This is a genomic window from Bradyrhizobium sp. 191, assembly GCF_023100985.1.
Taxonomy (GTDB): Bacteria; Pseudomonadota; Alphaproteobacteria; order Rhizobiales; family Xanthobacteraceae; genus Bradyrhizobium; species Bradyrhizobium diversitatis.
In genome coordinates, this window is sequence record NZ_CP064692.1 from 4,640,758 (window position 1) to 4,653,708 (window position 12,951).

The 12,951-nt window shown below is 63.9% G+C and carries 12 protein-coding genes; 4 read left to right on the forward strand and 8 right to left on the reverse strand.

Annotation, left to right across the window (positions count from 1 at the left end; genetic code table 11):
* Nucleotides 1–178: 178 nt before the first annotated feature.
* From fabA to fabI, 3 genes are all read left to right on the forward strand, one after another.
* Complete coding sequence (gene fabA / locus IVB23_RS21595) at nt 179–700, forward strand: 3-hydroxyacyl-[acyl-carrier-protein] dehydratase FabA (protein ID WP_061879930.1); 522 nt, start codon at nt 179–181, stop codon at nt 698–700.
* A gap of 39 nt (nt 701–739) precedes the next feature.
* Entirely contained in the window at nt 740–1,963 is a 1,224-nt protein-coding gene (gene fabB, locus IVB23_RS21600; protein WP_247799910.1) for a beta-ketoacyl-ACP synthase I, read from the forward strand.
* 138 nt (nt 1,964–2,101) lie between these two features.
* Nucleotides 2,102–2,902 carry an enoyl-ACP reductase FabI gene (gene fabI / locus IVB23_RS21605; RefSeq protein ID WP_247799911.1) on the forward strand — a complete coding sequence of 267 codons (801 nt, stop codon included), beginning with the start codon at nt 2,102–2,104 and terminating at the stop codon, nt 2,900–2,902.
* Between the two features lie 108 nt (nt 2,903–3,010).
* Here fabI and IVB23_RS21610 read toward each other — a convergent pair whose 3' ends face one another.
* The 4 genes from IVB23_RS21610 to IVB23_RS21625 form a co-directional block, all read right to left on the reverse strand.
* Complete coding sequence (locus tag IVB23_RS21610) at nt 3,011–3,607, reverse strand: glutathione S-transferase family protein (protein WP_247799912.1); 597 nt, start codon at nt 3,605–3,607, stop codon at nt 3,011–3,013.
* A gap of 138 nt (nt 3,608–3,745) precedes the next feature.
* A complete protein-coding gene (locus tag IVB23_RS21615; RefSeq protein WP_247799913.1) occupies nt 3,746–4,594 on the reverse strand; it encodes a hypothetical protein in 849 nt (282 codons plus the stop codon).
* 75 nt (nt 4,595–4,669) lie between these two features.
* Nucleotides 4,670–5,125, reverse strand: a complete 456-nt coding sequence (locus IVB23_RS21620) for a GNAT family N-acetyltransferase (protein WP_247799914.1) — start codon at nt 5,123–5,125, stop codon at nt 4,670–4,672.
* Between the two features lie 5 nt (nt 5,126–5,130).
* Nucleotides 5,131–6,057: a hydrogen peroxide-inducible genes activator gene (locus IVB23_RS21625; RefSeq protein WP_061879924.1), complete on the reverse strand. Its 927-nt coding sequence runs from the start codon at nt 6,055–6,057 to the stop codon at nt 5,131–5,133.
* A 114-nt stretch (nt 6,058–6,171) separates the two neighbouring features.
* On the opposite strand from IVB23_RS21625, the gene katG reads away from it, so the two are divergent.
* Nucleotides 6,172–8,337 carry a catalase/peroxidase HPI gene (gene katG / locus IVB23_RS21630; RefSeq protein ID WP_247799915.1) on the forward strand — a complete coding sequence of 722 codons (2,166 nt, stop codon included), beginning with the start codon at nt 6,172–6,174 and terminating at the stop codon, nt 8,335–8,337.
* 209 nt (nt 8,338–8,546) lie between these two features.
* On the opposite strand, the gene pnp is transcribed toward katG, so the two are convergent.
* From pnp to rbfA, 4 genes are all read right to left on the reverse strand, one after another.
* On the reverse strand, nt 8,547–10,709 hold the full coding sequence (pnp, locus tag IVB23_RS21635) for a polyribonucleotide nucleotidyltransferase (RefSeq protein WP_247799916.1): 2,163 nt from the start codon (nt 10,707–10,709) through the stop codon (nt 8,547–8,549).
* Between the two features lie 378 nt (nt 10,710–11,087).
* The gene (rpsO, locus tag IVB23_RS21640) at nt 11,088–11,357 is read right to left on the reverse strand and encodes a 30S ribosomal protein S15 (RefSeq protein WP_008540131.1); all 270 of its coding nucleotides are present in this window, start codon (nt 11,355–11,357) and stop codon (nt 11,088–11,090) included.
* A 2-nt stretch (nt 11,358–11,359) separates the two neighbouring features.
* A complete protein-coding gene (gene truB / locus IVB23_RS21645) occupies nt 11,360–12,478 on the reverse strand; it encodes a tRNA pseudouridine(55) synthase TruB (protein ID WP_247799917.1) in 1,119 nt (372 codons plus the stop codon).
* The gene (gene rbfA, locus IVB23_RS21650; RefSeq protein WP_061879920.1) at nt 12,475–12,921 is read right to left on the reverse strand and encodes a 30S ribosome-binding factor RbfA; all 447 of its coding nucleotides are present in this window, start codon (nt 12,919–12,921) and stop codon (nt 12,475–12,477) included. Before rbfA ends, truB begins: the two co-directional genes overlap by 4 nt.
* Nucleotides 12,922–12,951: the final 30 nt, after the last annotated feature.

Here is a 12,951-nt window from a genome sequence, read left to right on the forward strand (position 1 = left end):
GCGCGCGGTTCCGCTTAGCCGATTTTGGTGCAGCCGAGCATGAAGGCTTGGTTCGCAGTCCATCCGTGGCTTGCGCGAGTCGCGGCCGACGGTGGGCAATTGGCGTTGCTGTCCGATCGAGACGGGGCCATTTTCGCCAAAGAACGCCGCTCAATCGGGATTGAACAGAGGCTCGTGAATGCTGAACAGGCGCAACGGTTATGATTACGAAGATCTGCTGGCCTGTGCCCGCGGCGAGATGTTCGGTCCGGGCAATGCCCAGCTGCCGCTGCCGCCGATGCTGATGTTCGACCGCATCACGGAGATCACCGACAATGGCGGTGAATTCGGCAAGGGCCTGGTGCGCGCCGAGCTCGACGTGAAGCCTGACCTCTGGTTCTTCGGCTGCCATTTCAAGAACGACCCGGTGATGCCCGGCTGCCTCGGCCTGGATGCGCTGTGGCAAATGGTCGGCTTTTACCTCGGCTGGGTCGGCGGCGAAGGCCGCGGCCGGGCGCTCGGCCTGAGCGAGCTGAAGTTCGGCGGCCAGGTGCTGACCGACGCCCGCAAGGTTGTGTACAACATCGATATCAAACGCGTGATGCGGGCAAAGCTGGTGCTCGGCATCGCCGACGGGTGGCTTTCGGTCGATGACCAGATTATTTATCGCGCCAAGGATCTGAAGGTTGGCCTGTTCAAGCAGGGCACCAACCTGGGCTGAGCGCATCACCAAGAAGACAACGATTGAGGCGAGGCTGTCATGAGGCGGGTTGTGGTCACCGGAATGGGCATCGTCTCGTCCATCGGAAACAACAGCCAGGAAGTGCTTGCGAGCCTTCACGAGGCGAAGTCTGGCATTTCGCGGGCAGGGAAATATGCCGAGCTCGGCTTCCGTTCGCAGGTGCAAGGTGAGCCCACGCTCGATCCGTCGACGGTGGTCGACCGCCGCGCGCTGCGTTTCCTCGGCCAGGGTGCGGCGTGGAATCACGTCGCGATGGAGCAGGCGATCCAGGACTCCGGCCTGTCGCCGGACGAAGTCTCCAACATCCGTACCGGCATCATCATGGGCTCCGGCGGTCCCTCGGCGCGCACCATCGTCGAAGCCGCCGACATCACCCGCTCCAAGGGACCCAAGCGCGTCGGCCCGTTTGCGGTGCCGAAGGCGATGTCTTCCACGGCCTCCGCGACGCTTGCAACCTGGTTCAAGATCAAGGGCGTGAACTATTCGATCTCCTCGGCCTGCGCGACGTCGAACCATTGCGTCGGCAATGCCTATGAGACGATCCAGATCGGCAAGCAGGACATCATCTTCGCCGGCGGCTGCGAGGAGCTGGACTGGTCGCTGTCGGTGCTGTTCGACGCCATGGGCGCGATGTCCTCGAAGTATAACGACACGCCGGCCACGGCCTCGCGTCCTTACGACCTCAACCGCGATGGCTTCGTCATCGCCGGCGGCGCCGGCGTGCTGGTGCTGGAAGAGCTCGAGCATGCCAAGGCGCGCGGCGCGCGCATCTATGGCGAGATTGTCGGCTACGGCGCGACCTCGGACGGCTACGACATGGTGGCGCCGTCGGGCGAAGGCGCCGAGCGCTGCATGCGCATGGCGATGTCGACGGTGAAGACCAGGGTCGACTACATCAATCCGCACGCGACATCGACGCCAGCCGGCGATCCGCCGGAGATCGAGGCGATCCGCAAGGTGTTCGGCGTCGGCGAGAAGTGCCCGCCGATCTCGGCGACCAAGGCACTGACCGGCCACTCGCTGGGCGCCACCGGCGTGCAGGAAGCGATCTATTCGCTACTGATGATGAACAACGGCTTCATCTGCGAGAGCGCGCACATCCAGGAGCTCGATCCCGTATTCGCCGACATGCCGATCGTGCGCAAGCGCATCGACAACGTCAAGATCGGCACCGTGCTGTCGAACTCCTTCGGCTTCGGCGGCACCAACGCCACGCTGGTGTTCAGCCGGCTGGATGCGTAATTTCAGCGACGCTGTCATGCCCCGCGCAGGCGGGGCATCCAGTACGCCGCGCCCTCACGACTACCACGACTGTCTCGGAATACTGGATCGCCCGCCTACGCGGGCGATGACGTCGGAATGATAAGGAGCCGTGAGGCAATGGAAGGTCTGATGAAAGGCAAGCGCGGTCTGATCATGGGCATCGCCAATGATCATTCCATCGCCTGGGGCATGGCGAGGACGCTGCGTGCCCATGGCGCCGAGCTTGCCTTCACCTTCCAGGGCGAGGCTCTCGGCAAGCGCGTCAAGCCGCTGGCGGAGCAGCTTGGCGTGAATCTAGTTCTGCCTTGCGACGTCGAGGACATCGCCAGTGTCGATGCCACCTTCGCTACGCTCCGCGAGAAATGGGGCCGGCTCGACTTCGTGATCCACGCGATCGGCTTTGCCGACAAGAACGAGCTCAAGGGCCGCTACGCCGACACCAGCCGCGAGAATTTCTCGCGCACCATGGTGATCTCCTGCTTCTCGTTCACGGAGGTCGCAAAACGCGCCGCCGAGCTGATGACGGAAGGCGGCAGCATGATCACGCTGACCTTCGGCGCGTCGGAGCGCGCGATGCCGAATTACAACGTGATGGGCGTGGCGAAGGCGGCGCTGGAAGCCTCCGTGCGCTATCTCGCCGCCGATTTCGGACCGCGCGGCATCCGCGTCAACGCAATCTCCGCGGGCCCCATCCGCACGCTCGCCGGCTCCGGCATCGGCGAGGCGCGGGCGATGTTCGCCTTCATGCAGAAGCACTCCCCGCTCCGTCGCGGCGTCACGCTCGACGACCTCGGCGGCTCGGCACTGTATCTGCTGTCGGATCTCTCCGGCGGCGTGACCGGCGAGATCCACTACGTGGATTCCGGCTACAACGTCATCCTGATGCCGCGGCCGGACGATCTGAAGGCATCGGAATAATTTCGTGCTCTTGTAGGGTGGGCAAAGCGAAGCGTGCCCACCATCTCTCAATGATTACGGACGGTGGGCACGGTGCGTTGCGCCTTTGCCCACCCTACGAGAGCCTGCTTAACCCGCCGCGATCTTCTCCGCGCGCTGGAACGCCGGACGCGCCGCGCATCGCGCGAGATAAGCATCGAAGGCCGGGCGGGACGGCACCATCTTGAACAGGCGTACCGCGAAATTCAGGCCGGCGCCGATCACGACGTCGGCGGCGGAAAATTCCTCGCCGAGGATCCACGGCCCCTTCTGAAGCGCGGCTTCCAGCACGTCGAAGACTTGTATCGCGCTGCCCCAGGCCGCGGTCGAGGTCGGGATTTCGATCTTGGTGAAGATCTGGATGATGGCGGGCTCGATGCAGCCCGGCGAGAAGAACAACCATTGCAGGTAGCGCGCACGGCGCGGGTCGGTCACGCCGGGCGCCAGTTTCGCCTCGGGATAGCGGTCGGCGATGTAGGCGCAGATGGCTGCGGCTTCGCCGAGCGCCGCGTCGCCGTCGGTCAGCGCCGGAACCTTGCCCATCGGATTGATCTTTAGAAACTCCGGCGTCTTCTGCGCGCCGGTCGAGATGTCGGTCAGCACGCGCTCGTAGGGCAGGCCGCTCTCTTCCATCAGCCAAAGCGTCGTGAACGATCGCGAGCGGGGAGACCAGTAGAGCTTGATCATGGGGAGGATCCTCCTCAACGTGAAGCGCGACGAGGCTCATTCATCGCCTGTCCGTAGCGAATCCGCAACGTACAAGTCCCAATGCGTGGAGGTGATGCCTTGCGACATCCTGGTCGACGGACCACGGCGGCGAGTCGCTTAATCTTCCTTGAGATAGCCGGGGAGAGTCCGGTCGAGCCTCGCCGCAACGAGCGCGCGGGTCCTTTCTCGCAACGTTGTATTGCCCGCCGCGGTGGCGGGCGGATCGGGAAACTGCGAATTGTCGAGCTTGGTGATCGGATCTTCCGTCAGCCTCATGCTCTCGGCGAGATTGGAGCCGAAATTTGCGAAATGCCGATTGATGGGCTCATAGCTCCTGCCGTCAATCAGGTTGACCGCAACATTGGCGAACAAATGCGAATGTCTGGCGAAAGAACCGAGTCCCCGGCTGTAGGCGCCGATGCCGTCCAGAACCAGGCTGGAGCCTTGCAATTCGGTCTTGTACCTCGTCACCACGAGATAGCGGTCGCAATTCGCATTGGCGGTGATGTTGCGAACGATGGCCGGTAAACGCTCGCTCGGATCCGGAAAGAGCCTGGATTTCGGATTGTAGAATGGCTCGAACGCTCCCTTGGGGTAGCTGATCTTCCTGATCGACGGATCAGCGCCGCTTGCGGCACGCACACGCGCCAGCGGGATGTCGTCAAGGCTCCAATCGTCGATCGGAATCTCGTTGAATTCGGTCTCGAACACCGTGAGGCCGAACTTCTCGACCGAGAACCGACCGCCGATCGCCGAAATGACGCCCAGGCGGCAAGGGCCGGTCTCGATCGCTGCCGGTTGCTTCGTGGCCGTATTGGCCTTCGCTGCATTTGGCTTGGCGGCGGGTTTCTTGACAGCCGGTTTGACAGGCGCGCCAGGAGCCGCCGATGTGGGGACCTCAGCCCATCCAGTGGCAGTCAGGCACGATGAAGCGAGGACGATGGCGACGAAGAAACGGCAGAACATGATCGGGGCGGTCGACAGTGGGAGAGTTGCAAAACTAGAGCGTGTAAGCAGCGCCTGCAAGCATGGCGCACGGCTTCAAGCTGCCCTCTTCCACCGGTAATATTTCATCATGAACCCATTCGACGGCTCGATCTCTTCCTTCTCGAATACAAACCCCTCGCGCTCGTACCAGCGCCAGGCCTTTTCGTTCTCGCGCACGCAACGCAGGTACATTTCATCGGGCATTTGCGTCCGCGTAAACGCGAGCAGTCGCCGCCCGAGCGAACGACCCTGATAGTCGGGCGCGACGAAGAGCATGTCGAGATAGAGCTTCGGCAGATGCAGCGCCAGCATCGCAGCGACCGTGCCGTTGTCGTCGGCGACGAACAGGCTCCAGCCGTTCGCGATCTCGCGCCTGATGCGCGCGCGCAGGTTGGCCAGGAGGAAGTCGCTCGTCTCGGCAAGCCCGGTCGAGGCCCAGCTCTCCATCCAGACGCGGCCGACCTCATCATACTCGTCTGCGCGGGCAGGGCGGATGACGGGATGCGGCATCGGAGCTAGGCCCGCTGGCTGCGCACGCTCTGACGCGCACGCACCTTGCCGGCCGACAGGCAGACCACCTCGGAGATTTGCAGCAGCTGCCGTGCCAGCGGGCTGGTCTTGCGCCACACCATGCCGATGGTACGCGACGGCTCGGGGTCGCGAAAGCGCGCCAGCGAGACCGAGGCCGATCGCGTCTCCACCGGCACCGCCATCTCCGGGATCAGCGTTACGCCGATGCCGGCGCTGACCATCTGGACCAGCGTCGAGAGCGAGTTGGCGTCCAGCATCTCGCGCGGCGGCGCCGACTGCATGTTGCAGAAGGAGAGCGCCTGGTCGCGGAAGCAGTGCCCCTCCTCCAGCAGCAGAAGCCGCATCTCGCGCATCATCTCGCGCGACGGCACCGGTGTGCCCTCGTCGGAGCCCGGCCGGACCAGCAAGAATTTCTCTTCGAACAGAGCGACCTCGGTGAGCGAGGGCTCCGACACCGGGAGCGCCACGATGGCGGTGTCGAGCCGGCCTTCCACCAGCTCCTGGATCAGCCGCGGGGTCATGGTCTCGCGCACGCGGATATCGAGCTCTGGATGCATGCGCGTGAGATTCTTGGTGATCTTGGGCAGCAGGTAGGGCGCGATGGTCGGGATCATGCCGATGCGCAGGCGGCCGGCGAAGCGGTCCTGCGAGGCCCGGGCGAAATCACCGAGTTCGTCGACCGAGCGCAGAATGTCACGGACGCGCTGAGCGAGTTCCTCGCCGAACCGGGTCAGCGCGACCTGCCGCGCGCTGCGCTCCAGCAGCAGCCCGCCGAGCGTCTCTTCCAGCTCCTTGATCTGCATCGACAGGGCCGGCTGCGAGATGGAACAGGATTCGGCCGCGCGGCCGAAATGGCCGTGGCGCGCCAGCGCATCGAAATATCGGAGCTGGCGCAGCGTCAGATTTATCATAAGAAAATCCTATCGCAGCGATCACTAAAGTCAACTTCCCCTGATGGGATGCGGCGCTTAGAGTGCTTCTACCTGGTCAAGGGCGCGAGTTCGACGCCGCCAGAGGAGGTATTCATGGACGACACTTCGAAGTGCCCGTTTTCGGGCGGAAAACCCGCGCGCTCAAACCGCGACTGGTGGCCAACGCAGCTCGACATCGAGGTCCTGCACAAGAACTCGGACAAGTCCGATCCGATGGACAAGGACTTCGACTACGCCAAGGAGTTCAAGTCGCTCGACCTGAATGCGGTCATCAAGGACCTGACCGCTCTGATGACGGATTCCCAGGAATGGTGGCCCGCCGACTTCGGTCACTATGGCGGCCTCATGATCCGCATGGCCTGGCACAGCGCGGGCACCTATCGCATCACCGACGGACGCGGTGGCGCCGGAGCCGGTCAGCAGCGCTTCGCGCCGCTCAACAGCTGGCCCGACAACGCCAATCTCGACAAGGCGCGCCGTCTGCTCTGGCCGATCAAGCAGAAATACGGCCGCAAGATTTCCTGGGCCGATCTGATGGTGCTCGCCGGCAACGTCGCGCTGGAATCGATGGGCTTCAAGACCTTTGGTTTCGCCGGCGGTCGCGTCGACGTCTGGGAGCCGGAAGAGCTCTATTGGGGTCCGGAAGGCACCTGGCTCGGCGATGAGCGCTACAGCGGTGAGCGTCAGCTCGCCGAGCCGCTCGGCGCGGTGCAGATGGGCCTGATCTACGTCAATCCGGAGGGGCCGAACGGCAAGCCGGATCCAGTCGCTGCGGCCAAGGATATCCGCGAGACGTTCGCCCGCATGGCGATGAACGACGAAGAGACCGTGGCGCTGATCGCAGGCGGCCACAGCTTCGGCAAGACTCACGGCGCCGGCGATGCATCGCTGGTCGGTCCGGAGCCGGAAGCGGGCGCGCTGGAAGATCAGGGGCTCGGCTGGAAGAGCAAGCATGGGACGGGCCTGGGTGCTGATTCCATCACCAGCGGCCTCGAGGTGACGTGGACGACGACGCCGACGAAGTGGAGCAACAATTTCTTCGAGAACCTGTTCAATTTCGAATGGGAGCTGACGAAGAGCCCGGCTGGTGCGCAGCAGTGGACGGCCAAGAACGCCGAGGCGATCATCCCCGATGCTTTCGACAAGTCGAAGAAGCATCGGCCGACGATGCTGACGACCGACCTCTCGCTGCGCTTCGATCCCGTGTATGAGAAGATCTCGCGTCGCTTCCTGGAGAAGCCGGATCAGTTCGCTGACGCCTTCGCCCGCGCCTGGTTCAAGCTGACCCATCGCGATATGGGCCCGATCCAGCGCTATCTCGGCCCGCTGGTGCCGAAGGAAACGCTGATCTGGCAGGACCCCATTCCAGCCGTCAATCACGAGCTGGTCAGCGATCAGGACATCGCCGCCCTGAAGACCAAGATCCTGGGCTCCGGCCTCTCGGTGTCCGAGCTGGTCTCGACCGCCTGGGCGTCGGCCTCGACGTTCCGCGGCTCCGACAAGCGCGGCGGCGCCAATGGCGCGCGCATTCGCCTTGCGCCGCAGAAGGACTGGGAGGTGAACGAGCCGGCTCAGCTTTCGAAGGTGCTCGTCAAGCTCGAAGCGATCCAGAAGGACTTCAATGCGTCATCCGGCGCGAAGAAGGTCTCGCTGGCAGACCTGATCGTGCTCGGCGGCACCGCCGCGGTCGAGAAGGCCGCCAAGGACGCCGGCGTCGACGTCAAGGTCGGCTTCACGCCGGGCCGCATGGACGCTTCGCAGGAGCAGACGGATGCGGCCTCCTTCGCGCCGCTGGAGCCGCGGGCCGATGGCTTCCGCAACTATATCGGCAAGCGGCATCAGTTCATGCATCCTGAAGAGGCGCTGGTCGATCGCGCGCAGCTGCTGAGGCTGACCGGTCCGGAGATGACGGTGCTGGTCGGCGGCCTGCGGGTGCTCGGTGCGAATGCGAACGGTTCGAAGCACGGCGTCTTCACTTCGAAGCTGGGTACGCTGAGCAACGACTACTTCGTCAACCTGCTCGACATGAGCACGCAGTGGACGCCGTCGGCCGACGGCTCCTATGAGGGGCGCGACCGCAAGACCAGCGCGGTGAAGTGGACCGCCACGCGTGTCGATCTGATCTTCGGCGCACACTCGCAGCTCCGCGCCTTCGCCGAGGTCTATGCCACCTCGGACTCCAAGGAGAAGTTCGTCAAGGACTTTGCCAAGGCCTGGACCAAGGTGATGAACCTCGACCGCTACGACATCGTGGCGTGAGGCCAGGTTCACCTCTCCCGCTTGCGGGAGAGGTCGGTGCGAAGCACCGGGTGAGGGCTCTCTCCTCGTTGAGAGTCTCCCTGTGGAAGCAGCCCTCTCCCCGACCCTCTCCCGCAAGCGGGAGAGGGGGCGCAGCACGGTCCGGCGTGAAGACAAACAAAAGGGCGGCCTTTCGGCCGCCCTTCGTTTTTCTGGACTGTCGCGAGACCTTATTCGCCCGCCGCTTCGCGCGGGGCCTTCTCGCCCTCGGCGGCCTTCTCCTTGGCCTCGAGGTCCTCGCCGGTGGTCTGGTCGACCACCTTCATCGACAGGCGGGTCTTGCCGCGGTCGTCGAAGCCGAGCAGCTTCACCTTGACCTTGTCGCCTTCCTTGACGACGTCGGAGGTCTTCTGCACGCGGCTGGAAGCGAGCTGGCTGATGTGGACGAGGCCGTCCTTGGAGCCGAAGAAGTTCACGAAGGCGCCGAACTCCATCACCTTGACGACGGTGCCGTCATAGATCTGGCCGACTTCAGGCTCGGAGGCGATCGACTTGATCCACTTGATCGCGGCCTTCATGGCTTCGCCGTCGCTGGAGGCGACCTTCACGGTGCCGTCGTCCTCGATGTTGACCTTGGCGCCGGTCTTCTCGACGATCTCGCGGATCACCTTGCCGCCGGTGCCGATCACTTCGCGGATCTTGTCGGTCGGGATCTTGAAGGTCTCGATGCGCGGCGCATATTCGCCGAGCTCGGCGCGGGCGTTGGTCAGCGCCTTGGCCATCTCACCGAGGATGTGGATGCGGCCGTCCTTGGCCTGGCCAAGGGCGACGCGCATGATCTCTTCGGTGATGCCCTCGATCTTGATGTCCATCTGGAGCGAGGTGATGCCCGCTTCCGTGCCGGCGACCTTGAAGTCCATGTCGCCGAGATGGTCCTCGTCACCGAGGATATCGGAGAGAACCGCAAAGCGCTTGTCCTCGAGGATCAGGCCCATCGCGATGCCCGCGGTCGGCCGCTTCAACGGCACGCCCGCATCCATCAGCGCCAGCGAGGCGCCGCAGACCGATGCCATCGACGAGGAGCCGTTGGATTCGGTGATCTCGGAGACCACGCGCACCGTGTAGGGGAATTCGTGGTGCGGCGGCAGGACCGGGTGGATCGCGCGCCAGGCGAGCTTGCCGTGGCCGATCTCGCGGCGCTTGGTGCCGCCGAGGCGTCCGGTTTCACCGACCGAGTAGGGAGGGAAGTTGTAGTGCAGCAGGAACGTCTCTTTGTACGTTCCCGACAGCGCGTCGATGTACTGCTCGTCCTCGCCGGTGCCGAGCGTGGTCACGACCATCGCCTGGGTCTCGCCGCGGGTGAACAGCGCCGAACCGTGGGCGCGGGGCAGCACGCCGACTTCGGCGATGATGTTGCGGACCGTCTTGCTGTCGCGGCCGTCGATGCGCTTGCCGGTGTCCAGGATGTTCCAGCGAACGATCTTGGCTTCCAACTCCTTGAACACGCCGGCGACGCGGAGCTTGTCGTATTTCGGCTCCTGCCCTTCGGGGAAGTAATGGGCGATCACCTTTTCCTTGACCTTGCCGACCGCGGCGTAGCGATCCTGCTTGACGGGAATCGCGTAGGCGGCGCGCAGCTCCTGCTCGACGAGGCCGAGCATCTCCTTCTCGAGCGCGGCGTTGTCGATCACGGTGACTTCGCGCGGCTCCTTGGCGGCCTTCTCGGCGAGCTCGATGATCGCGTTGATCACCGGCTGGAAGTGGCGGTGACCGAACATCACGGCGCCGAGCATGATGTCTTCGTTCAGCTCCTTGGCTTCCGATTCCACCATCAGCACGGCGTCGGCGGTGCCGGCGACGACGAGGTCGAGCTGGGTGTCGACCATCTCGTCGAGCGTCGGGTTGAGGATGAACTCGTCATTGGCGAAGCCGACGCGCGCTGCGCCGATCGGGCCCTTGAACGGGGCGCCGGACAGGGTCAGCGCAGCCGACGACGCGACCAGCGCGACGATATCCGGGTCGTTCTCCATGTCGTGCGACAGCACGGTGGCGATCACCTGGGTCTCGTTGCGCCAGCCGTCGACGAACAGCGGGCGGATCGGACGGTCGATCAGGCGGGAGACCAGCGTCTCCTTCTCGGTCGGACGGCCCTCGCGCTTGAAATAGCCGCCGGGGATGCGGCCCGCAGCGTAGGTCTTCTCCTGGTAGTCGACGGTCAACGGCAGGAAGTCGACGCCTTCGCGCGGCGCCTTCGCCGCGACGACGGTGGCGAGCACCACGGTCTCGCCATAGGTGGCGACGACGGCGCCGTCGGCCTGGCGGGCGATCTTGCCGGTTTCGAGCTTGAGTGGGCGTCCGCCCCAGTCGATCTCGACTGAATGCTTATTGAACATAGTGGTCTTCTTTCATGGGTTCTCGAAAGAAGGGACGGCGCTCGAAAAACAAAAACCATGCGCAAGATTGCGGGACGCTGATCGGAGCGGATGATCAGCGTCCTGCGATCCTGCCATGGTTTTTGGATTTCGGATGGCGTCCATCCTTTCGGGTCATACGGGCGCCTTGCCCGTTGTGCCCAGCCGCCGGATTGCTGCTGGACTGTCAGTCGGCACGAACGCGAACACCGAACCGCGGTCTTCACTCTTCATGCCCGGATGCGAATCCTCAAAGACGCGCATCCGACGCGCACGCAGCCTCGATCAAAAACCTTTAAGGAAGCGCTTTCGTTCGAAACCACGCACGAAAACGCGCGCCAGTGGCGCGCGCAGGAACACTTAACGACGAATATTGTGCTTCTCGAGCAGCGCCTTGTATCGCGCCTCGTCCTTCTTCTTGAGATAGTCGAGGAGCGAGCGGCGGGTCGAGACCAGCTTCAAGAGGCCGCGACGCGAATGGTTGTCCTTCACGTGGGTCTTGAAATGGTTGGTGAGGTTGTTGATGCGTTCCGACAGGATCGCGACCTGAACCTCGGGCGAGCCGGTGTCGCCGGCCTTGGTGGCATTCGTCTTGATGACTTCCGCTTTGCGTTCTGCGGCAATCGACATCGTCAATTTCTCTCGTTGCGACCGGAGCTGGCAGTCAGGCCGGTCAGGTTGAACACACGCTTGGGGATGATTTCGCCATTGCCGACTTCAGCAAGCGCGAGAAGCCGGCCTGCCACCGTGACATAGACTGTGCCGCTACAAGTGGGCGCATCCCGTCCGCGCAACAAAACGGCTTGGCCCCGATGGAGCCTTGCCGCATCAGCCCGAGTGACGGCCAGTGCCGGGATGTCGTCCAGCGCGGTCTCAACGGGCAAAAGCGCGTCGGCGAGGCTGCCCTCGCCGGACGCGGCTCTATCGCACAAAGCCTCCAACTGATCCAGCGGAATCATGTCGTTTTCGCCAAACGGGCCGACCAGGGTCCGCCTGAGGGCGCAGATATGGCCGTAAGTGCCGAGAATCCGGCCCATATCGCGGGCCAGGGCGCGGACATAGGTGCCCTTGCCGCACTCGGCCTCGAATACGGCTCGGTCCTTATCCGGTTGATCTACAAGGGTTAAATGGTGAATCTCGACCGGCCGGGGGGCCAGTTCCACGACCTCGCCGTCGCGGGCGAGGTCATAGGCACGCTCGCCCTGGATCTTGATCGCGGAATAGCGCGGAGGGATCTGCTCGATCACCCCGGTGAAGCGCGGCAGAAGAGCCAGGATCGCCTCCCGGGTCGGGCGCTGGTCGGAGGTCGCGGTCACCCGGCCCTCAATGTCGTCGGTGTCGCGCTCCTCGCCCCAGCAGACCGTGAACTGGTAGCGCTTGCGGCCGTCCATCACGAAGGGAACGGTCTTGGTGGCTTCGCCGAGTGCGATCGGCAGCCCGCCAGAGGCGAGCGGATCGAGAGTACCGGCGTGGCCGGCGCGCTTGGCGTTGAACAGGCGCTTGAGCACCGCAACCGCCTGCGTCGAGGTCATGCCGATCGGCTTGTCGAGCACGACCCAGCCATGGACGTCGCGGCGGTCCCGGCGCGGCTGGTTGCCCTTCTGCTGCTTGGCGCGTGGATCGTTGTTGACGCGGCGCGGCTCCTGATGCGGCCGGGCATCGCCTCCCAGATCTGCAAAATTATTTTTCTGCACCTCGCGCTGATCGGCATCGTTGCCGCCGATCGTGCCGTGAGCCGGGTCCATGGTCATTGCTCTTCTTCCCGATCCGAAGCCGGATTCTGTTCCAAGTCCTGTTCGAGGTCCTTCTGCACCGCAGGTGTTCGCAAAAGCTTCTCGATCCGTTCCGCTTCGTCGAATCGCTCGTCGACGCGGAAGCGAATGTCAGGTGCAAATTTCAGGTTAACGCGCCGCGCGACCTCGCCGCGCAGGAATTTCTTGTTGCGCTCGAGCGCCGCGATCACGATCTCGGTGTCGCGGCCGCCGAGCGGCATCACGTAGACCGTTGCGAGCTTCAGGTCGGGCGACATCCGCACCTCCGGCACGGTGATGATGTGACCTTCGAGATCCGCATCATGCACGTTGCCTTGCGCCAGAATATCGGCCATCGCGTGGCGAACCTGCTCGCCGACGCGCAACTGACGCTGCGAGCCTCCGCCGGGCGCGGAACTTTTCTTCTGATGGTGGCGTGGCATTCTCGAAAATCACCTCGTCATGCCCGTGCT